This is a genomic window from Actinomadura litoris (assembly GCF_009733595.1).
GTDB lineage: Bacteria > Actinomycetota > Actinomycetes > Streptosporangiales > Streptosporangiaceae > Spirillospora > Spirillospora litoris.
The window spans coordinates 614,525-633,994 of record NZ_WOFH01000005.1 but is presented as its reverse complement, the minus strand read 5'-3'; the positions used below and the strand labels follow the sequence as shown (position 1 = coordinate 633,994).

Genomic DNA, 19,470 nt, shown 5'->3' with positions numbered 1-19,470 from the left:
CGCCCCCGGGGTTCCCGGCGCGGTGGTTAAGTGGGGCGGTGACTTCGCCGGATTCGGTGACTTCGCCGGCCCAGGCGCCCCCCTCGGCCCCGCCGCCCGCGCTCCGGCGCTGGGTCGTGGTGGTGTGCGTGGCGGCCCTGCTGGCGGAGATGGCCGCCGCGATGGTGACGGCGGCGCTCCAGCAGACCCCGACGATCGACGAGCCCGTGTACGTGGGCGCCGCCGCCGTCTACCAGCGCGAGCACAGCCTCCGCCCCAACCCCGAGCATCCGCCGCTGGGCAAGCTGGTCATGGGCGCGGGGCTCGCGGTCGCGAGGCCCCGGCTGGACGAGGGGTTCACCGGGACGCAGGAGGCCGCCGGTCGCCACCTGCTCTACGAGTCGGGGAACGACGCGCGGCGGGTGCTGCTCGCCGCGCGGCTGCCGATGATCGTGCTGACGCTGCTGTTCGGGCTGGTGGTTTTCGCGTTCGCGGCCGACCTGACCGGCCGGGCCGGCGGGCTGGTCGCGCTCGCCCTCTACGCGTTCTCGCCGGACGTCATCGCGCACGGGTCGCTGGCGACGCTCGACGTCCCCGCGTCCGGGTTCCTGCTGGCCTCGGCGTGGACGCTGCGGCGGGCGCGCGAGCGTCCCCTCCCCTACCTGCCGCTCGCGGCGGCCGCGCTGGGCGCGGCCGCGGCGACGAAGATGAGCATGCTCGCGGCGGTTCCGGTGCTGATGGCGTTGGCCGCGTGCCCCCGACCTTCCTGGCGGGGACGGGCCGGAGCGGCCCTGGGCATGCTGGCCGGGACGGTCGCGGTGGTGTGGGCGTGCTACCTGGCCGTCGACCCGCGGCTGCGCTGGACGGCACCGCCCGGCGTGCCGGACATCGGCGGCCCGCGCGGCCTCCTCGTCGACCTCATGCCGTTCCCGCGCCCGTACCGGGACGGCATGCGCGTCCAGTTCGGATTCGAGGATTCGACCTGGGACGGGTTCCTGCTCGGCCGCCACTACCGCGGGTCACTCTGGTACTACCTGCCCGCGGCACTGCTGGTGAAGACGCCGCTGGGGATGCTCGCGCTGTGGGCGGTCGGGGTCGGGGTGCTGCGCCGTGCCGCGCTCCCCCTGCTCCTGCCCGCCGCCGTGCTGCTCGCGGTGGCGATGACCGGGTCGCGGGATCTCGGCGTCCGGTATGTCATCTTCATTCCGATGTTCCTGGCCGTCGCGGCGGCGGCGTGCGTGACCGTCCCCCGCCTGCGCTTCATTACGGCGGTCCTGGTGCTTTTCGTCGCGGTGAGTTCGCTGCGGACGTTCCCCTACTACCTGCCGTACTCCAACGAGGCGTTCGGCGGGCCGTCCAGGACCCATCTGCGCCTGCACGACTCCAACGTCGACTGGGGCCAGGACCTCGGACGGCTCGCCGACCGCCTCCGCACCCGGTATCCGGACGAGCGGGTCTGGCTGGCCTACAAGGGCAGCGGCGTCCCGTCCTACTACGGGATCCACGCGGGCGACCCGCTCCTGGTGCCGCCCGACCGGGTGCGGGGGCTGCTGGTGGTGTCCGACAGCTGGGTCGCCAAGGCCGACCCCCGGCTGACCGCCCTGCTCAGGGACGGTCGGCCGGTCGACGAGGTCGGCCACTCCATCACGATCTTCCGCCGCTGAACGCGCGTCACAGCCCGTGGCGGCGGTCGGCCGCGACCCGTGCGCAGTTGGCCGCCTCGGCCCGCGCGGAGAACGGGGCGAGGGCGGCCTCGACGTCCTCGTCGGTGAGGTCGTGGTTGATGGCCATCGCCGCCGCCGACCCCATGCCCGCCGCGGTGACGACCTGCGCGCGCGGGTCGCGGACGTTGCCCGCCGCCCACACTCCCGGGACGCTCGTCAGCCCGGACGGGTCCGTCCGCACCCAGCCGTCCGCGCGCTCGCATCCGAGCGCGGTCAGGAGGCCGTCCCGGGGGACCATGCGCGAGGCGAGGAAGACCGCCGTGCGCGGCACCGTCCCGCCGCCGGCGAGTTCGACGCCGCTGAGGCGGCCCTCGTCCGTCACCAGCCGCTTGACCTCCCCCGGGACGACGCGCACCCCGCGCGCGGAGAGCCGCTGCCGGTCGGCGCCGGTCAGCTCCGTCCGGTGGGGGAAGAGCACGAGGTCGTCCGACCACTGCCGGAGCAGCAGCGCGTGCGAGACCGCGTGCGGGCCGGTGCCGAGGACGCCCAGCGGCTCGTCCCGGACCTCGTAGCCGTGGCAGTAGGGGCAGTGCAGCACGTCCTTGCCCCAGCGTTCGCGCACGCCGGGGATGTCCGGCAGTTCGTCGCGCAGGCCGGTCGCCACCAGGATCCGGCGGGCCCGCAGGGACCCGCCCCCCGTCAGGTGGACGTCGAACCCGGGCTCGATGTGGCCCACCCGGGCGTCGATCACCCGCACCCCGTACCCGGCCGCCTCGGCGCGGCCCACCTCCAGCAGCGCCGCCGGGGACATACCGTCCCGCGACAGGTAGCCCTGCATGTGCGCGGCCGGCGCGTTGCGCGGCTCCCCGCCGTCGACCACCGCGACCAGGCGGCGGGCACGTCCGAGGACCAGCGCCGCGCTCAGCCCGGCGGCTCCCCCGCCGATCACCACGACGTCGTACATCTGCGATCACCTCCGTCCCACGACAGTGCCTCCCGGTCGCCGGGAACGACAACTTCTGTTGCCATTTCTGGGAAACGGGGGTGGAATGGGGACATGGACAACGCCGCAGCGATCACCAAGGCGCTCGCCGACGTCGGGCCCCGGCTCCGGCGGCTGCGCACCGAGCGCGGCGTCACGCTCGCCGCGCTCGCCGAGTCGACGGGCATCTCCAAGAGCACGCTGTCGCGGTTGGAGGCGGGCCAGCGGCGGCCGAGCCTGGAGCTGCTGCTGCCGATCGCGCAGGCCCACCAGGTGCCGCTGGACGAGCTGGTCGGCGCGCCCGAGGTCGGCGACCCCCGGGTCCGGTTCCAGGCCCGGTGCGTCCACGGCCGCACGCACATCCCGCTGACCCGCCAGCCCGGCCCCCTCCAGGCGTGGAAGTCGATCATCCCGCCGGACCAGAGCGTCCCCGAGATGTTCACGCACGAGGGGTATGAGTGGCTGTACGTCCTGTCGGGGAAGGTCCGGCTGATCGTCGCCGGGCACGACCTGATCATGGGGCCGGGCGAGGCCGCCGAGTTCGACACCCGGCTGCCGCACTGGTTCGGGCCCGGCGGCGACCAGCCCGCCGAGATCCTCAGCCTCTTCGGCCGCCAGGGCGAACGCGTCCACCTGCGCGCGGCCCCCGAGTCCCGCCGCAGGCGCTGACCCGGGGTCAGCGCGCGATCGTGAGCCGGTCCGCCGTCCGCGACAGGACGGTGATCTCGAACGGCGGGCGCCCACCCGCGGGGAACGACACGGCGACCCGGTCGGGGCCGCGCCGCTCCCAGTGGCCCTCGACCCCGACACGCCGGTCGTCGGGGCCCGCCCGGCGCTCCACGAACGTCCCGTCCGGGCGGAACTCCAGGCCGCGCCTCGGGCGCCGCGCCGGACGGAACGCGTGCCCGGACGGCCGGTACACCGCCTCCGTCTCGGTGTCCTCCTCGAAGGAGTGCAGCCAGGCGCCCGTGACATCGCGGGGCGCCTCCTGGGATGCGCTCACGCGCCCTCCTCCCCGCTCACGTGCCGGTCCGGCCGGTGACGAGGCCGAGCGCGTCGTGGATCTCGTCGAGGACCTCCTTGGTGAGCCGTTCGGTGTCGTGCAGGAGCCGCTCGACGGGCCCCTCGGCGTGCCCGTTCCCGCCGGCGCCCGCCGCCGCCTTCGCCGGCGCGGGCTGCGCGGCCGCGGGCTGCGCCGCCGGCGCGCCGGTGTGGTGGGCGACCACGAACGAGGCCCTGGCCCCCTCCAGGCAGGCGTCCATCCGCTCGCTCTGCCCCTGGGTGAACATGAACATCGCCCGGTCGTCGACGTAGTCCATGTAGTTCATGAACATGTCGCCGTTGGGTCCGTTGTCGCAGGTCACATGCGGGAAGGACGGTGTCCCCGCGTTGGAGTCGGCCTGGTTCGGGGTGTCGGGGACGCGGTCGTCGCTGGCGCACGCGCCGTCGTCGTCGCCCCAGATGTGCAGGAGGTCGAGCCAGTGGCCGATCTCGTGCGTCGCGGTGCGCCCGCCGTCGTAGGGGGCCGCGGCGGCGCCGGTCGTCCCGAACGCGGTGTAGAGGATCACCACGCCGTCGGTCTGCGGCGGCCCGCCCGGGAACTGGGCGTAGCCGAGCAGCCCGCCGCCGAGCTGGCAGACCCACAGGTTCAGGTACTGGTCGCTCGGCCACGGGTCGGCGCCGCCCGTCGCGGCGGCCTTCACGGCGTCGTCGGTGTCGAAGCCGTCCTGGTCGGTCTCGACCCGGACGATCCCGTCCGTCGCGCCGCCCAGCGGGTCGTGCTCGGCGAGCCGGAACTCGACGCGGGCGTCGGCGACCAGCGGCCGCCACACCTCCGGAACCTGGGAGACGTCCGGGTTCGCGGCCCGGAAGTCCCGGTTGAGGACGTCGATCTGGCTGCGGATCTGGTCGTCGTCGATGTTCTGCTCGGGGACCTTCGCGTGGTGCACCACGTGGACGACGACGGGGATCGTGATCACCTCGTCGCGGGCCGCGCCGCGCCGTCCCATCTTGTACTGGAGCGCCCGGTTCTCGATGCGAGCGCGCTGGGCGCGGTAGGTCATGCTGTTGTTGAGCAGTCTCCGGTGGACGTGCATCGTCCCGCAGAGATCACGCGTCGGTGCCGGGAAATGGCTGGTCTCAGTCATGGTCGCTGCCTCTCGGTCGCGCTGACGGACCACGACGCCCCTTACCTACCACCGCGCTTCCGATGACAAGCCCCATAGAGGGCAAATCCCGGCTCCAGCGCGCTCATCGCTCAGTCGGCGACCACGCGCATCCGGCCGCCGTCGCGCTCGCGCTGGCGGCGGACGGCGTAGCTCCCGGGCGCGCACCCGCTCGCACCGTGCTCGGGGTGCATCAGGTAGGCGACGCCCGAGGTCTCGAAGACCCCGAGCGCCAGCCCGACGGAGTCGGACACCCCGGCCGTCCACCAGCAGGTGTCGGGCTCGGCCACCAGCGTGTGCGGGTTGCCGCCCGCCGCGCTCCGGAGCAGTTCGACGCCCGTGGCCGGCACCTCCCGCCACCCGGCGTCCCGGCGCACCCGCACCGAGTCCGCGATCATGGGGAGCGGGACGACGATCAGGTCGCCCTGGGCCTGGAGCCCGGCCACCACGGGGATGACCGCCGAGCGCTCCAGATGGTCGAGCGCGGCGAGGTCGGTCTTGGTCAGCAGGGACGCGAGGGTCTCGGCCTCGGTCATGGTCACGGTCATGTCATCACCTCAGGTTCGGCGGGCGAGCAGGGAGTACTCGGCGGCCGACAGCCCGTAGGTCCAGGCGGCGGCCGCGATCGGATCGTCGAGGGAGCCGGGCACGGTCAGCCCGTACCGGCGGCGGCGCCCGTCCCGTTCGACGGACCCGTTGACGGCGAGGAGCACCCGGGTCTCCCGCCGCAGGTCGTAGAGGCGCAGTTCCGAACCCGGATTGCCCGGGTCGGCGGCGGAGGCGACCAGCCTCAGCCCGGCCTGGTCGATGTAGGACGCCCAGCCGAGGTTCTCGATCGCGCAGCGCCGGATCTCGACGTTCGGCTCCCGCTCGATCCGCTGGACGCTCGGCTCGTCCACCACCCAGGCGGGGACGGGCGTCCCGTGCCAGAAGTGCATCTCCCATCCGTCGGCGTAACGCAGCGCCGGCCCGTCCGCGCGATGCGGACGCCTCTCGCCGTTCTCACCCGACACCTCCGTGTGGAGGGCGACGGGCCTTTCGGAGGCGATGCAGAAATTCTCGTGCGGCCACCACGGGCCGCATGAGCGGAGCACGTCCGCCCACAGATCGAGACGTGCGCCCTGATCGGCGGTGAATCTGTTTCCAGACATTCTGCGCAGGGCGTCGTAGTAGGCCGTCCACTCCGGGTTCAGCACGGAGTTCCAGGCACTCCTGGTGAACGCGGACGGGCTCTGCGCCGTCAGCAGCGCGGTTCCCAGCGAAGCCCGCACCGATCCCGCGATCGGGAAACGCACCTCCAGGCGGGCCAGCGTCTCCGCCGCCTCGGGGGTCCAGGGGAGCCGCGAATTCAGGTCCACGGTGAGTTCGGCCTGCGCGGTGCGGAGCATGCGCGCGATCGGCCATTCGTCCACGTCGCGGAAGCGTGGCGCGGCACGCGAGCGCATACCGGGCGGGACGGTCTCCATCGCCGTCACGGGCGAGGCCGCCCAGTGGAAACGCGGCGGCGGAAGGCCGATCAGGCGGTAAAGCCGGGAAATGGCGGCTTCGGCGGTGGGGCGGTCGGTGGGCTCCGCGGACAACGCCGCGTCCAGCCATTCCGCACGGATCTTCGCGGCTTCCCGCCGCGCTGTCACGGTCACCGGACGACGGTGCCGCGGTCCCTTCCAACGATCATGGCGTCATGGTGGCAGATCCCGGCCGGGGGTGTCCAGCCGCTATCGTCGGCGGCCGTGACCGAACTCGACACCACGCGCGCCGCCTACGACTCCGTCGCCGCCCTCTACGCGGAGATGTTCGCCGACATCGACGTCACGCCGGCGCTGGACCGCGCGCTCATCGCCGCGTTCGCCGAACTCGCCGGCGATCCCGTCGCCGACCTCGGCTGCGGCCCCGGCCACATGACCGCCTACCTGGCCTCGCTCGGCCGGACGGCCTTCGGCGTCGACCTGTCGGCGGAGATGATCGCGATCGCCCGCGCGGCGCATCCGGACCTGCGTTTCGAGCAGGGCTCGATGACCGACCTGGACCTCGCGGACGGGACGCTCGGCGGCATTCTCGCGTGGTACTCGACCATTCACGCCGCGCCCGAGCGGTGGCCCGGGATACTCGCCGAATTCCACCGGCTGCTGGCTCCCGGCGGGCGCCTCCTGATCGGCTTCTTCGAGGCCCCGGCGGGCGCGGACGGCGTCGGCGAGCCCATTCCCTTCGACCACAGGGTGACGCTCGCCCACCGCTGGCCGATCCCGCTCGTCGGCCGGCTCCTGAACGAGGCCGGACTGGTCGTGGACGCCTATACCTTCCGCGAGCCGGAGGAATCCGAAAGGTTCCAGCACGGCCGTGTCCTCGCCCGCAAGCCGGAGCACCGGCCGGGCTGAGAACCCGCCCGCGCCGGGGTCATTCGCGTTCGCCGAGTTCCACGTCGAGGTCATGGGCGGCGCGGCTCTGGTTGAGCGCGCGGAGCCGGTCGAGTTCGCGCCGGTCGCGTTTGGTGGGACGTCCGGCGCCGCGCTCGCGGCGGCCGATCGGAATGAGCGCCTCGCGCGGCGGTGGCGGCGGGCTCTTGTCGATGAGGCATTCCTGCGCGATCGGAGCGCCGACGCGTTTGCGGACGATCCGCTCGACGATGACGATGCGCTCCCGCCCGTCATGGCGCAGGCGAATTTCGTCCCCCTGGCGGACGGGAGTGGCGGGCTTGGCGCGTTCGTCGTTCACCCGGACATGCCCCGCGCGGCACGCGTTGCTCGCCACCGAACGGGTTTTCAGCAGCCGCACCGACCACAGCCACACGTCCACCCTCACCTGCTCGGTCATGGAGGCGACTCTACCCGCGGCGCCGAACCCGCCGCGTGCCCGCGGCGACCGCGAATTCAGAGGCCGGATCCGCCATTTCCGGAGCCCCTCGACCGGGCGGAACAGGGGCGGCCGGCCGCTCGCCCCAGCGAGCGGCCGGCCCTAGGGGGAGCGGTCGGCGGGGGGCCTCGGGGCCACCGCCGAGCGGGCCACGCGCCTGCGGCGGAACCGTGGCGGGGAGGCCACGACCCCTCGCGCGGGCTCGGCGTCGAGTGAAACTTCCCCCTTTATCCCCTATCTGTCAAGAAACCGAACTAATGGTCTCTGGGCGTCCCGCTAAAGGGCGGGCGAACCGTCGACCACGGCCCGGTTCGGAAGTCCCACCCGCGCCCGCCTTTACCGGCGCGAACGGGGGCGGTCTCCCACGAGCCCCACCCGTCACATCCGTCCAACGGCCACCGCGCGCGTCCACATCCGGCCAGACCCAACCGGGCGGCGGGGCGGGCCACCCGGCCGGGCGCGGCGGGGCGCGGCCGGGGCCTCGGGGTCAGCGGCTGGTGCGCGGTCCCCGCTCGGCGCTCTGGCCGGACGAGCCGCCCATGCCGGAGGAGCCCCGCTCGCTCCCCGCCCCGTCCTCGCGGGTGACCTCGATGCGCTCCCGGCGCAGCTCGCCGCGCACGGTCTGCTCGTCCTGCACCTGCTCGGTGTGGATGCGCACCCGCTCGACGGGCACGGTCTCCTTCGTCACGACCGGGCGCTCCTCGTACAGGACGATGACGCGGTCGTCCTCGCCGAGCGTCGCCTTCATGTCCGGGCGGCCACCGGTGATCGGCTCGCGGTCGATCTTGATGTCCTCGTGCGAGACCGGGATCGTGCGCTCGACCATCTCCGTCTCGACCCACTTGCGGACGTGGACGCGCCCGCTCTCGTGGCGCTCGGTGCCGATGCGCATCTGCTCCTCGCACCGGGTGATCTCGGTCATCGGCGCCTCGGCGCCCTCGCGCGCCGACTGCGGCGGCAGGTCCTTCCCGCGCTTGCCCTGGCGCTCGGCGTGCACGGCCATACCGGCGGCGCCCGCCGCACCGGCGGTCCCGGCGGTCCCGGCGGCCCCCGCCACGGGACCCGCGGCGCCCGTCGTGCCGCTCCTGCCCATGCCCTGGCCTTCGCCGCCCGGCATGGCGCGCTCGCCCGATCCCTCGTCGGGACGCGTGCCCGCGTCGCCGGACGAGCGGCGGCCGCTCGGGGGACGTACGCCGTAGTGCCGGTAGAGGTCGACGATCTGCGCGTGCGACAGATGCTCGTCCGCGTCCACGTTCGGAGCGCCCTTGATGGTCTCCTTGTCGTAGGGGACCTGGAGCATGTCCTTGGCCTTGTTCGCCCCGGACAGCGGGACGAAGCTCTCCCGCATCCCGAACCACCCGGTGTGCACGGTCACCCACTCGGGCGCGCCGGAGTCGTCGTTGAGGTACACCTGCTTGATCGTGCCGACCTTGGTGCCGTGGGCGTCGGTCACGCTCATTCCCATCAGTTCCCGCACCTGTGTCTGCGTCTGCACGTTGAACACCTCTGCTCTCGTGATCCGGCGTGGCCCGGACCGTACCGCGTGGTTCTGTTACTCCCGAGTTGCCGGATTACTTGCTGCTTTTCCGAACAGCCCGGCGGTAAACCCCATCGCCCGACCGCAAGGGACGATCTACCGAGTTATTGCCGCGCCTTCACGTTCTTTACCCGGCCCCCCGCACGGCAACGCCCGGACAATGCGCCGCTCCCAAAAGTCAAAAGGAGTCGAATGGCGGTGCGTCCCGCTACAGGCCCGGCGCCCTGCGACTCTAGTGTCGTGTCATGGACAGCCATTTCTTCGGGGCCTACGGCAGGTGGCGGGAGGACGGCCGCCCGCCGATCTTCCGGCCCGGCCCGCACGAGCGGCCCGCCCTGCTCGCGCTGCACGGCGTGGCGCGGCGGCTCGGCGCGGTGATCAGCGAGGCGGGGCCCGGCGGGGCCGCCGGGCTCTCCCGGCGCGGCGAGTTGGCGCTGCTGCTGGCGGGCGTCCGCCACGTCACGCTCGCGGGCGACGCCACGCTGCGCTCCTGGGAGCCCGCCGACCTGCGGCCCGAGGAGATCCGCGGGCTGCTGACCGGCGCGGTCGGATCCGTCCTGGCCGCCGCCGTCGAACGCGACGGCGAGGCCGCGCTGACCCACACCCGCAACATCGAGCTGATGGTGGACTGCCACCCCGCCGCGATGGCCCACCCGTAGCCCCCCGCCTCAGCGAGGCCGCACGGACGCGTGGTCGAACCTCCCGACGACCACGTAGCGCCGCCGGTTCGACCCCTTCGGATGGCACGAGATCAGCGTGACGTATTTCCCGTCCGCGACACTGTTCCGCTTGAACGGCACCGCCTCCAGGGCCCGCCGGTCCGCGGGCCTGATGATGTGCTTGCTCCGCACCGTGTAGACATAGGACGTGCGGCCCGCCCTGAGGACGATCGGGTCCCCGCGCCGCAGTTCGTTGATCCGTCCGAACGGATGGAGATAGGTCGTCCGGTGGCCGAGGAGAACGGTGTTGCCCTCGCGTCCGGGATAGGCCGTCCCCGGATAGTGGCCGACGCCTTTCTGGAGCACCCTCGCCTCGATGCCGTGCAGCACGCGTCCTTTCAGATGGATCCGCCGGATGCCGATCCTCGCGATGACGGCACCGTGTCGCGGCTTCGCCTGCGCCCGGCTGGGCGGCGAGGCGTGCGCGGGCAGGGCGGGCCCCGGCACGAGAAACCCGAGGGCGAGCGCCGCCACCGCCAGTGATTTTCGGTAGAGCATCATTTACCTCCGTCGCCGCAAAAGGCCGATACCGGCAGGGACGGCACGGAAAGGGGGCGGCACGTCTGCCGCCCCCTGTTCGCCGGCCCTTCTGTTCTTGGGCCTTCGCCCGTCCCCGCTAGCGGCCGGGCGGGCCGGCTCATCGTGGACGGCTCAGCTGAGCAGCGGCGCGCCGACGGTCACCGGAGCCTTCTTCTGGAGGCTCGTCCGCACGGGCCCGTCGCCTGGGAGCGGTGTGCCGCCGGTCAGGTCGCGCACAACGGGCAGCCCCGGCTCGGCGGCCGGACGCGGCGCCCCCGGGCGAGGCCCCGGACGCGGCGCGGCGAGCCGCCGCGTCGCGCGGCGGTCGGCGGACGGCCGGTCCGTGCCGGGTCGGTCCTTGGCGGAACCGTCGGTCAGGAGCCGGTCCGTGGACGGCAGCTTGTGGTGCACGGTCGCGGGACGGTGCTTGCGCGGCTTGCGGGGCTTGTGCGGCTTGTGCGGCTTCTTCGGCCACACCTTCGGCGGGTGCTCCTCCTTGCCGCCGTTGTTCACCGTCGCCCCGCCCTCGCAGTACGCCTGGGCGACGCCGAGCACGGCGATGGCGTTGCCGCAGATGTTGATCGGGACGGACACCGGCAGGTACACCTGGTTGCCGCCGCCGATCGAGAACATGCCCGAGGTCTTCATGTCGGGGCCGCCGGAGCGCTTGTTGGTGACGTGGGCGCCGCCCTTGCACCACGCCTTGGCGACGCCGAGCACGGCGACGGCGTTGCCGCACACGTTGATCGGCGCGGAGATCGGGGCGTAGATCTGGTTGCCGCCGAGGATGCTGAACATCCCGGACGTCTGCATGCCGTGCCCGTGCCCGCCGCCGTGCTCCCAGCCGCCGCTCCACTCGCGCGCGGTCCCGGCGGCGCCGGAGCGGCCTGCGGCCTGGGCGCCGCGGTTCCCGGCCCCGGTCCGCCCGGCGCGCCGGCCGGCCTTGTGGTGGTGGCCGTGTCCGTCGTTGGTGACCGACGCGCCGCCCTTGCACCACGCCTTGGCGACGCCGAGCACGGCGACGGCGTTGCCGCACACGTCCACCGGCACGGAGATCGGCGCGTAGATCTGGTTGCCGCCGAGGATGCTGAACATCCCGGACGTCTGCATGCCCCCGCCACCGCCGCCGCCGTGGCGGGCGTTGCTGACGTGGGCGCCGCCCTTCGACCCGGCCTGCGCCACGCCGAGTACGGCGATGGCGTTGCCGCTCACCTCGACGGGGACGGAGATCGGCGCGTAGACCTGGTTGCCGCCGAGAACGCTGAACATCCCCGACGTGTGCATGCCGCCCGGATCGGCGGACGCGGCGGGCGTGAGGCCCCCCGCCCCGAGGGCGACCGAGGCCGCGGCCACGAGGGCCGCGCGACCGGTGTTCTTCGACCAGATTCGCATGCTGTTGGTGCTCCTGTTCTACTGCTCGGTGATTCGGTGGTGGAGGTCGCTGCGCGGGCACCGTCCGGTGAGCGCAGCGCGCAGCGGCGTGAGAGCGGCCGTTGCGGGTTCGGGAAAAGGGTTCGCGGGGAGGACGGCTCGCCTGGCCGGGCGTGGACGGGCGTGGACGGGCGCGGTGTTCCCGCCGCCGACGTCCGCGTGGGTCTCCGCGCGTCCGCGCGCGGCGCCCCGGGGCGAGCCGGCGTCTCTAGTCGGGGACGACCGCGGGGCCGCCGGGGGCGGTCAGGTCGACCAGCGCCGCGCGGTGGAACGCGCCTTGGTCGTGCGCGGGCGGAACCGCCGGGTACCGGACGGCCCGCAGGTCGGCGACCGGCCCGGAGCCGTGCCCGCCGGAGAGCCCGTCGCCGCGCGGGGCGTCCTGCCCCGACGGGGTCGGCGTCGGCATACCGGGGGCGTGGTGCCGCCGGTGGGGGTGGCCGCGGTCGCCGGCGGCGTCCTGCCCGCCGGGGTGCGCCGCGTCCGGGGTCGACGGGGAGGCGGCCGGCGGGGCGCCGGGCCGCGTGGTGCCGGTCGCCGCTCCCTCGGCGCCCGGCACGCCGGGCAGGTCACGCGGCTGCGCCTGCTTCCGCGAGGGCGGCGCCACCTCTTCGACCGGGGACAGGCCCGGGGGCGTCTCGGACACGTTCTGGACGAGCCCGCCGACGGCCCCTTCCGGGTGGACGGCCGGGAGCCGCACGCCGGTCGCCTCGGCCAGGTGCCGCACGGTCCGGACGGCGCGCCCCTCGCCGGCGAGGACGTCGCGCCCCCGCGCCGCCGCGTAGCCCCTCGGGTCATCGCCGAGATCACGCATGTCACGTTCCACGGCCGACACCGGCCGCGCGAGCCCGTGCCGCGGTTCCGCCGCCGGACGCGGCGCGGGACGCGACACCGCGGCGGGGCGCGGCTCTGGACGCGCCACCCAGGCGGGGCGCGGCTCCGGACGCGAGAGGGCGGCCGGGCGCGGCGCGGGGCGGGGCTCGGCGGCGGGGCGCGGCGCGGGCTCCCGCTCGGGCGCGGGCGCGGCGGCACCGGAGGTACCCGGCACGAGGTGGCGGAGCGCGGACAGGCCGTCCCCGCCCGCGAGCCCGTTCTCTCCGTCGCGCTGCGCCGCGTGCGCGCTCCCGTTCAGCGCCGACAGCAGGAGCCAGCCCGCGAGCGCGAGCCCCGCGACGACGGCCAGCCGCGTAAGGGTGGCCGGCAGGGCATGCCGACTCCGGGGGCGAGGTGCCCCGCGGTGTGTCGGTACGGTCCCCATTGCCGGATCTCCCTGGCGGCTTCGATCGTTTTCCGGGTCGGATGACGAGCGGTCGGCTGAACGTTAGCACCGCCCCCGGCGAAATCCCGGATTACCGGGAAGCCCGGCGGTTACATCGCACTGCGAAGGCACGTTTCCGCACGTCATAGCCATGATGACCGGCTGTCCACCGACCACGCGCATCATTTACCCGGCCATGGATAACGGCATCCGGTGGCCATCTCTTTATGGCCACGAAAACCACTAGAAGACCCTTCGTCCGCTATCCGTGATTTGGTGCGGCGCAATGCCGGGGATGCCGCCGAACGCCCGCCGCACCGGGTCCGGAGACCCCCATCGGACGGCAAGGTCTCGGGAAAGATCGTTCTCCCGCCGTTCACCCGAACGCCGGGAGAAGGATGGCGGACGGTATCCGTTGCGCTACATTCGGGAGCGGCGATGACCGGTGATCCCGAGGAGCCAAGCGATGCCCGTCCCTGCGTCCGCGCTCGCCCGGCTGCGACGGGCTCGGCGCCGCCGGAGGCGCCCGGCGCGGGTCACCCGCCGCTTCGTCGCCCGCCCGGCCTGCGCGTCCCCCGCGCGGAAGGACGCCCCCGACGAACCGGACCCGGGACGCGCCCCGCGCCCCGAGTCGTCCTGGGCGTGGACGCTCTACTCCCGCTGGGAGTGGATCACCGCCACCGCCCGCGCGGAGCGGGTGCTCCGCCGCTCCCGCCCGCCATGGCACTGACCCCACGCGAAAGGTGCCCGGGCGAGAAGCCCGGGCACCTGGTACCGGCCGAGGTGAACGTCGAGGGCCTCAGCCGATACCGGCCGCCGTCCGCGCGTGGCGGCTCGGTTCGGCCGGCTCGACCGGTTCGGCCGCCGCGCGCCGCGCGCTGCGCAGAATGCTGACGCTCACGGCCAGCGTCCAGACCGACCACAGCGCCCCCATGCTGGCGGTGGTCCCCCAGCCCTGCGCGCTGTAGAAGTCGGCCGCGTCGTCGCCGAAGTACACGGCGGGCAGGAACGCCAGGTTGATGGCGGCGACGATGAACGACGAGCGGCCCACCCAGGCCGGCAGCAGCCGGGTCCGGGTCACGACGATCCCGAAGGTGATCAGGAACAGGCCCATCAGCAGCCGCGAGATCCCGCCCTGCATCAGGTACTGGGCCGCCGCGAACGGGCCCTCGGTCGTCGTGTCGATGTCGTGGTGCACCGAGATCGCCGCGCCGACCTCCATGGACTGGGGGACGAACACCATCGCGACCCAGAGCAGCCCCGCCGTCTGGATCACCGAGGCCGCCCACTCGTGGGCCGGGCTGACCCGGACGACGAGGTGGCGCAGCCCGATGAAGTAGACGATGTAGAAGGTGCAGCCGGTGACGCCGATCAGGCTGCGGGTGAGGATGTTCCAGTCCGGCGGGGCCCCGGAGTAGACGAAGTAGAGCGGAACCTGGACGACGATGAACAGGCTGGCGATCACACCGAACATGCCGGTGTACCTGCGTGCTGCTGCCTCGCTCACGGCGAGCCTCCTTCGCGGGCCTTCCGGGTCCCGGGTCTGCGGGTGTGCGCCGGCCTGGCCCAACCAGTGGACGAGACGTCTCGTCTCGACTCAATTTCGACCATAGGGATGACGTGGAACCCTGTCAAGACGCTCCGTTTCGTCTCGTGTAGGGTCATGACATGAGTACGCCCAACGAGCAGCGACGGAGCGAGCGATCCCGCCGGGCGATCCTGGACGCGGCCCTTGAGCTGTGCCGGGAGCGCGGCCTCGCGAAGATGACGGTGGAGGAGATCGCCAAGCGGGCCGGGGTCGGCAAGCAGACGATCTACCGGTGGTGGGGGTCGAAGGCGGCGGTCCTCCAGGAGGCCCTCAACGAGCGCGTGAACAGCACGATCGACTTCCCCTACACCGGGGACCTGCGCGCCGACCTGCACACGCAGATGAGCAGGGTGGCCGAGGCTTTCGGCAGCGAGGAGTTCGCGCCCTACACCGGCCTCATCGCGGCCGCCCAGGAGGACCCCGAGGTCGCCGCCTCGCTCCGGGAGCACATGATCGAGCCGCGGGTGCGCGCCTGCGAGGAGCGGCTCCGGCGCGGGCAGGAGGAGGGGCAGATCCGCAAGGACTTCGACATCGACACCCTGGTCGAGATCCTGTACGGGCCCCTGTACTACCGCCTGCTGCTCCACACCCGTCCGCCGTCCCTCAAGCAGGTGTCGGAGATACTCGACATCGCCTTCTCGGGACTGTCGCCGGACCCCGGCAGGCCCGAGGCCGGCAAGCCCGACCCGGACAAGCCCGAGTACGGCAGGGCCGGCGGGGCCGACGGCGCGTAAGCGGCCCGCCCAGGGCGAGCCCCGTTCGGGACCCGCCCCCGGCCGGTGCCCCAGGGGCGGCGGGCTCATGCCGCCGCCGAACCGATGATCTCGACGGCCTTCGGGCGCAGCGCCGCCCGTCCCGCCAGCGCCGTCACGGGCACGACGATCAGGAACGCCGCGGCGGCGACGCCGAGGAAGACCGCGACCGGCCCGGACGGCAGCGCCGCGCCGCCCGCGAAGGCCATCGGCAGGACGGTGAAGGCCGAGATCACCGTCCCGAGCACCAGGCTCATCACCGCCAGCACGATGCCCTCGATGAGCAGCATCCGCCGTATCTGACCCCCGGTGGCTCCGGCGAGCCGCTGCGCCGCGAGTTCCCCGCGCCGCGACAGCACGGCCACCGCCAGCGTGTTGACCGCCGCGATCGCCGCGTAGCCGATGGCCAGCACCGCGATCAGGTAGTTGATCCACGCCTGGACGTCCAGCCCCCGCTCGACCGTCTCCGCGAGCACCCGGTCGCCGCCGACGCCGCTCCCGGGGAACGCGCCGACCTGCTCCTCCACCGCCTTCCGCATCTTCCCGGCACTGGTTCCCGGCGCGGCGCGGACGAGGAGGTGGGTGGGCAGCCCGTTCGTGGTGTGCGGGGCCAGCAGGTCGGCGGGCAGCATGATGCCCGCGTAGTCGGAGGAGTCCCGCAGCAGCGCCGCGACCGTGACCGGCGCCCGGGCGCCGTCGCCGAGGCGCATGACGATCCGCTGCCCGACGCCGATGTGGAGCCGCCGCGCGAGGGGCTCGGGCAGCGCGACGACGTTCCCGGTGAAGTTCCGCAGCGTCCCGGACGCGGCGGGCGCGGTGAGGACGGGCGCCGCGTCCTGGCGTCCGACGCCGATCAGCGTGGCGGGGTCGGTGCCCTTGCCGTCGTAGGGCTCCTCGATCCAGCCGTGGCTGGTGACCAGCGGGGACGCGGTAGCGACGCCGTCGGCCCAGCGGACGCGCTCGACGAGCGCCGGGGCGATGCCGCCCGCCGAGGACGTGACGACGGTGTCGGCCCTGAACTGGTGCAGGTAGCCGTCCTTGGCGGCCTCGGCGGCCGTGGTCTGGGAGTACACGTTGCCGAGCGCGATCGAGACGCCCAGCGTGAGCGGCGTGAGCACCGCCGCGAACTGGCCCGCGCGGGCCCGGATGTTGATGGCGGCCAGGATGCCGAGGGGGCCGCCCGCGCGCCGGATGAGGGCGGCGGCCCGGTCGGTGAGGCGGTCCAGCAGTTCGGGGGCGATGAGGGCGACCGCGATCGAGCCGGTCAGCACCGCGGGTCCGCCGACGGCCTGCGCCGCCTCCGGGCCCATGAACATGGTGGTCCCGGCGAGCGCGACGGTGCCGGCCGCGAAGACGGCGGCGAGCAGGCGCCGGAAGGGCGCGACCCTGGCCGAGGGGAGGGCCGCCTCGGCGAACGCCTGGATCGGACGGGTGCGCGCGGCCGGGAGCGCGGCGAACGCGGCGGCGATCCACACGGCCAGCGGCGCGACGAGCGCGGTCCCGGCGAGCGGGATGGGCCCGAGCCGGAAGTCGAGGGCCGGCGAGACCGCGCCGCGGCCGGTCGTCGCGTCCCAGATCCAGCCGCCGGTGAACCGGCCGAGCACCAGCCCGCACGCGGTGGCGAGCACCGCGACGGCCATCGTCTCGACCATCACCATCCGGTACACCTGGCGCGGTGTGGCACCGCCCGCGCGCAGCAGCGCGAGCTCCCGCCGCCGCTGCCGGACCGACAGGCCGATCGTCGCCGACACCACCAGCGCCATGACGACGACGACCATGCCGCTGAAGACGCCCGCGAGCAGGATCAGCGGCAGCCGTCCGGCCTCGACGCCGGTGAACTCGGCCGCGCCCCGGTCACCGCCGGTCCGCACCTTCGGCTCGGGCGGCAGGCTCGCCGCCACCCGCGCGGCGACGTCCTCGACCTCGGCGCCGGGCCGGAGCCGGATCCCGATCGCGTCGGCGCCCCGGGGGACGAGCCGCTGGACGTCGGCGCCGGAGAAGAAGTAGGCGGGGGCGTCCACGTGCCTGCCGGGCGCGGCGACGCCGGTCACCGTGAACGTCTCCGGCGCACCGGCGACCGCGATCAGGACCCGGTCCCCGGCGCGGGCCTTCAGCCGCCGGGCGGACGCGCTGTCGAGCACGACCTCGCCCCTGCCCCGCGGCGCGACGCCCTCGCGGAGCGCGTACGGGGTGAGCGCGGCCGAGTCCCAGCCGTGCCCGGCGAGCACGTCGTCGCCGGTGGCGGCCGCCTCGCCGCGGGTGACGGGGACCGCCGGGAACGAGACGTCCGGCACGGCGGCGGCGACCCCGGGCGTCCCGGCCAGCCGCGCCGCGAGCGCCGGATCGACGCGGCCGCGCTCGGCGTAGGCGGCGCGCTGGGACCCGCCCGGCGGCTTGAACCCGGCGGGCCCGGTGACGAGGATCGGCGCGCCGCCGAGCCGCTGGGGTTCGGCGTCGAGCCGGATCGCCGTCTCGAACAACCCGCCGCAGGCGAGGAGCAGCGCGGTGCCGACGGCCACCGCCAGGAACGTCGCCACGGACGCGGCGGCCCGGTGCCGCAGCGAGGCGAACGCGAGCCGGATCATCGCCGCGCCGTCCCTTCCCGGAATCCGGCCGCCATCGCCTGGCCCCCCGCATGAGCGCGGTGCGCGGCGCCCTGGAACGCGGCCCCGTCGGGCGCGGGGCCCTGGAACGCGGAGGTCCGCGGGGCGGGGCCCGGCTGCGGGCGGTTCGCGAGCCCGGCCAGCTCGTCGGCGACGGCCTTGGCGGTCGGGTTCGGGAGCTGCCGGACGATCTGCCCGTCCACCAGGAACAACGCGCTGTCGGCGTAGGACGCGGCGACCGGGTCGTGCGTGACCATCACCACCGTCTGGCCCATCCGGGCGATCTGCGTGAGCAGGTTCAGCACCTCGCGCGCGGTGGTGGTGTCGAGCGCGCCGGTCGGCTCGTCCGCGAAGACCACGGCGGACCGGCTCGCCAGCGCGCGGGCGATCGCCACCCGCTGCTGCTGGCCGCCCGACAACTCGCCGGGCCGGTGCCCCATCCGCTCGCCCAGGCCGACCCGCTCGATCACCCGGCGCGTCCACTCCTTGTCGGGGCGGCGCCCGGCCAGCAGCGCGGGCAGCGTGACGTTCTGCCAGACGGTCAGCGCGGGCATCAGGTTGTAGGACTGGAAGACGAACGCGACGTGCTCGCGCCGCAGCCGGGTCAGCTCGGTCTCGTTCATGCCCGCGAGGGGCACGCCGACGAGCGCGACCGTCCCGGAGGTGGGCTCGTCCAGCCCGGCGGCGCAGTGCAGGAGCGTGCTCTTGCCCGAGCCCGAGGGCCCCATGACCGCGGTGAAGCTGCCCGCCGGGAAGTCGACGCTGATTCCCGCGAGCGCGGTCACCTGGCCGCCGCCGCCGTAGTGCTTGCGCAGGTCCCTGAGCTGGACCGCCGGGTCCACCGGCGCGTTCACCGCGCCTCCCGGCCGCTCGTCGCGGAGCCGTCGCGGCGGCCGAACATCATCCAGGCGCCGCCGAGCAGGGCGCCGGTGGGGACGGTCGTGTAGAGCCACCAGGGGTCGAGCAGGTTCCCGCCGATGACGGCGATGGCGAGCCAGACGACGAACTGGATCGCGGTCACGGCGATCCAGAGGCCGGTGGCGATCCGGAGCGCGACCCGCGGGTCGACCGAGGCGCGCGGACGAGGGGCGCCACGCCGTGTGTCACGAGGCGCCTCACGCGGAGGAGCCTCGTGAGGCGGGCGAGACGGGTCGTACACGGTGGCGTGCGGAGGCGTGGAGTGCTGGTGCGGCGGTGCGCTGACCGTCGAGGGCGGACCGTAGAAATCGTCTTTCATCTCTCTACTACCAATCGGGTGGGGGTGATCGGGTTCGTGTTCCGGCTCGGCGGGCCACCAGGGCCGGCCGCGGCCCTGTACAGCCTGCGCTCTGCGAACACCCAGGCCAGGAGGGCTAGGACCCGATCGATGGTGGTGCTAGGGGGTGTGTCCGTGACGAGACGAGACGTACCGTCACGTAGCCGAACA

20 protein-coding genes are annotated in these 19,470 nt (G+C 74.0%); 6 read left to right on the top strand and 14 right to left on the bottom strand.

Features of this window, described 5'->3' with window-relative positions; genetic code table 11:
* Window positions 1-56 precede the first annotated feature (56 nt).
* Window positions 57-1,643 (top strand): ArnT family glycosyltransferase, encoded by a 1,587-nt coding sequence (locus GNZ18_RS17645; protein WP_216651331.1) that lies wholly within the window; start codon window positions 57-59, stop codon window positions 1,641-1,643.
* Between the two features lie 7 nt (window positions 1,644-1,650).
* Here the strand turns inward: GNZ18_RS17645 and GNZ18_RS17640 are convergent, their stop codons facing one another.
* Window positions 1,651-2,607, bottom strand: a complete 957-nt coding sequence (locus GNZ18_RS17640; RefSeq protein ID WP_156217508.1) for an NAD(P)/FAD-dependent oxidoreductase — start codon at window positions 2,605-2,607, stop codon at window positions 1,651-1,653.
* A 93-nt stretch (window positions 2,608-2,700) separates the two neighbouring features.
* Between GNZ18_RS17640 and GNZ18_RS17635 the strand changes: the two genes are divergently transcribed.
* Window positions 2,701-3,294: a helix-turn-helix domain-containing protein gene (locus GNZ18_RS17635; protein ID WP_156217507.1), complete on the top strand. Its 594-nt coding sequence runs from the start codon at window positions 2,701-2,703 to the stop codon at window positions 3,292-3,294.
* Window positions 3,295-3,301: 7 nt separating this feature from the next.
* Here the strand turns inward: GNZ18_RS17635 and GNZ18_RS17630 are convergent, their stop codons facing one another.
* The 4 genes from GNZ18_RS17630 to GNZ18_RS17615 form a co-directional block, all read right to left on the bottom strand.
* Entirely contained in the window at window positions 3,302-3,628 is a 327-nt protein-coding gene (locus tag GNZ18_RS17630; RefSeq protein ID WP_156217506.1) for a hypothetical protein, read from the bottom strand.
* 16 nt (window positions 3,629-3,644) lie between these two features.
* Window positions 3,645-4,772, bottom strand: a complete 1,128-nt coding sequence (locus GNZ18_RS17625) for a zinc metalloprotease (protein ID WP_214615369.1) — start codon at window positions 4,770-4,772, stop codon at window positions 3,645-3,647.
* Between the two features lie 110 nt (window positions 4,773-4,882).
* Window positions 4,883-5,338 carry a DUF8820 family protein gene (locus tag GNZ18_RS17620; RefSeq protein WP_246249897.1) on the bottom strand — a complete coding sequence of 152 codons (456 nt, stop codon included), beginning with the start codon at window positions 5,336-5,338 and terminating at the stop codon, window positions 4,883-4,885.
* A gap of 9 nt (window positions 5,339-5,347) precedes the next feature.
* On the bottom strand, window positions 5,348-6,430 hold the full coding sequence (locus tag GNZ18_RS17615) for a DUF6745 domain-containing protein (protein WP_214615370.1): 1,083 nt from the start codon (window positions 6,428-6,430) through the stop codon (window positions 5,348-5,350).
* Between the two features lie 90 nt (window positions 6,431-6,520).
* On the opposite strand from GNZ18_RS17615, the gene GNZ18_RS17610 reads away from it, so the two are divergent.
* Window positions 6,521-7,165: a class I SAM-dependent methyltransferase gene (locus GNZ18_RS17610; RefSeq protein ID WP_312874583.1), complete on the top strand. Its 645-nt coding sequence runs from the start codon at window positions 6,521-6,523 to the stop codon at window positions 7,163-7,165.
* 19 nt (window positions 7,166-7,184) lie between these two features.
* On the opposite strand, the gene GNZ18_RS17605 is transcribed toward GNZ18_RS17610, so the two are convergent.
* The gene (locus GNZ18_RS17605; protein ID WP_156217504.1) at window positions 7,185-7,601 is read right to left on the bottom strand and encodes an Hsp15 family ribosome-associated heat shock protein; all 417 of its coding nucleotides are present in this window, start codon (window positions 7,599-7,601) and stop codon (window positions 7,185-7,187) included.
* A gap of 526 nt (window positions 7,602-8,127) precedes the next feature.
* Window positions 8,128-9,135 (bottom strand): DUF2382 domain-containing protein, encoded by a 1,008-nt coding sequence (locus GNZ18_RS17600; protein ID WP_156217503.1) that lies wholly within the window; start codon window positions 9,133-9,135, stop codon window positions 8,128-8,130.
* 287 nt (window positions 9,136-9,422) lie between these two features.
* Here GNZ18_RS17600 and GNZ18_RS17595 point away from each other — a divergent pair, with 287 nt between their 5' ends.
* A complete protein-coding gene (locus GNZ18_RS17595; protein WP_156217502.1) occupies window positions 9,423-9,836 on the top strand; it encodes a hypothetical protein in 414 nt (137 codons plus the stop codon).
* 9 nt (window positions 9,837-9,845) lie between these two features.
* On the opposite strand, the gene GNZ18_RS17590 is transcribed toward GNZ18_RS17595, so the two are convergent.
* The 3 genes from GNZ18_RS17590 to GNZ18_RS17580 form a co-directional block, all read right to left on the bottom strand.
* Entirely contained in the window at window positions 9,846-10,397 is a 552-nt protein-coding gene (locus tag GNZ18_RS17590; RefSeq protein ID WP_156217501.1) for a class E sortase, read from the bottom strand.
* Between the two features lie 150 nt (window positions 10,398-10,547).
* Complete coding sequence (locus GNZ18_RS42245) at window positions 10,548-11,807, bottom strand: chaplin family protein (RefSeq protein ID WP_156217500.1); 1,260 nt, start codon at window positions 11,805-11,807, stop codon at window positions 10,548-10,550.
* A gap of 247 nt (window positions 11,808-12,054) precedes the next feature.
* Window positions 12,055-13,101, bottom strand: coding sequence for a hypothetical protein (locus GNZ18_RS17580; RefSeq protein WP_156217499.1), 1,047 nt, complete (start codon window positions 13,099-13,101; stop codon window positions 12,055-12,057).
* Window positions 13,102-13,567: 466 nt separating this feature from the next.
* On the opposite strand from GNZ18_RS17580, the gene GNZ18_RS17575 reads away from it, so the two are divergent.
* Window positions 13,568-13,831 carry a hypothetical protein gene (locus tag GNZ18_RS17575; RefSeq protein WP_156217498.1) on the top strand — a complete coding sequence of 88 codons (264 nt, stop codon included), beginning with the start codon at window positions 13,568-13,570 and terminating at the stop codon, window positions 13,829-13,831.
* 69 nt (window positions 13,832-13,900) lie between these two features.
* Here GNZ18_RS17575 and GNZ18_RS17570 read toward each other — a convergent pair whose 3' ends face one another.
* Window positions 13,901-14,608 carry a hypothetical protein gene (locus GNZ18_RS17570; RefSeq protein WP_156217497.1) on the bottom strand — a complete coding sequence of 236 codons (708 nt, stop codon included), beginning with the start codon at window positions 14,606-14,608 and terminating at the stop codon, window positions 13,901-13,903.
* 161 nt (window positions 14,609-14,769) lie between these two features.
* On the opposite strand from GNZ18_RS17570, the gene GNZ18_RS17565 reads away from it, so the two are divergent.
* A complete protein-coding gene (locus GNZ18_RS17565) occupies window positions 14,770-15,423 on the top strand; it encodes a TetR/AcrR family transcriptional regulator (RefSeq protein WP_156217496.1) in 654 nt (217 codons plus the stop codon).
* Window positions 15,424-15,488: 65 nt separating this feature from the next.
* Here the strand turns inward: GNZ18_RS17565 and GNZ18_RS17560 are convergent, their stop codons facing one another.
* Genes GNZ18_RS17560 through GNZ18_RS17550 form a run of 3 tightly spaced genes read right to left on the bottom strand, consistent with a single transcriptional unit; the run spans window position 15,489 to window position 19,065 of the window.
* Window positions 15,489-18,026, bottom strand: coding sequence for an ABC transporter permease (locus tag GNZ18_RS17560; protein WP_156217495.1), 2,538 nt, complete (start codon window positions 18,024-18,026; stop codon window positions 15,489-15,491).
* Complete coding sequence (locus GNZ18_RS17555) at window positions 18,023-18,898, bottom strand: ABC transporter ATP-binding protein (RefSeq protein WP_312874582.1); 876 nt, start codon at window positions 18,896-18,898, stop codon at window positions 18,023-18,025. The genes GNZ18_RS17560 and GNZ18_RS17555 overlap by 4 nt, the downstream gene beginning before the upstream one ends.
* Complete coding sequence (locus GNZ18_RS17550) at window positions 18,895-19,065, bottom strand: hypothetical protein (protein ID WP_156217494.1); 171 nt, start codon at window positions 19,063-19,065, stop codon at window positions 18,895-18,897. Before GNZ18_RS17550 ends, GNZ18_RS17555 begins: the two co-directional genes overlap by 4 nt.
* Between the last annotated feature and the right edge of the window lie 405 nt (window positions 19,066-19,470).

Coding starts and splice junctions, on each gene's coding strand:
- GNZ18_RS17640 (WP_156217508.1), bottom strand. CDS start 2,607: ATGTACGACGTCGTGGTGATCGGCGGGGGAGCCGCCGGGCTGAGCGCG.
- GNZ18_RS17635 (WP_156217507.1), top strand. CDS start 2,701: ATGGACAACGCCGCAGCGATCACCAAGGCGCTCGCCGACGTCGGGCCC.
- GNZ18_RS17625 (WP_214615369.1), bottom strand. CDS start 4,772: ATGACTGAGACCAGCCATTTCCCGGCACCGACGCGTGATCTCTGCGGG.
- GNZ18_RS17620 (WP_246249897.1), bottom strand. CDS start 5,338: ATGACCGTGACCATGACCGAGGCCGAGACCCTCGCGTCCCTGCTGACC.
- GNZ18_RS17605 (WP_156217504.1), bottom strand. CDS start 7,601: ATGACCGAGCAGGTGAGGGTGGACGTGTGGCTGTGGTCGGTGCGGCTG.
- GNZ18_RS17595 (WP_156217502.1), top strand. CDS start 9,423: ATGGACAGCCATTTCTTCGGGGCCTACGGCAGGTGGCGGGAGGACGGC.
- GNZ18_RS17590 (WP_156217501.1), bottom strand. CDS start 10,397: ATGATGCTCTACCGAAAATCACTGGCGGTGGCGGCGCTCGCCCTCGGG.
- GNZ18_RS42245 (WP_156217500.1), bottom strand. CDS start 11,807: ATGCGAATCTGGTCGAAGAACACCGGTCGCGCGGCCCTCGTGGCCGCG.
- GNZ18_RS17580 (WP_156217499.1), bottom strand. CDS start 13,101: ATGGGGACCGTACCGACACACCGCGGGGCACCTCGCCCCCGGAGTCGG.
- GNZ18_RS17575 (WP_156217498.1), top strand. CDS start 13,568: ATGCCCGTCCCTGCGTCCGCGCTCGCCCGGCTGCGACGGGCTCGGCGC.
- GNZ18_RS17565 (WP_156217496.1), top strand. CDS start 14,770: ATGAGTACGCCCAACGAGCAGCGACGGAGCGAGCGATCCCGCCGGGCG.
- GNZ18_RS17560 (WP_156217495.1), bottom strand. CDS start 18,026: ATGATCCGGCTCGCGTTCGCCTCGCTGCGGCACCGGGCCGCCGCGTCC.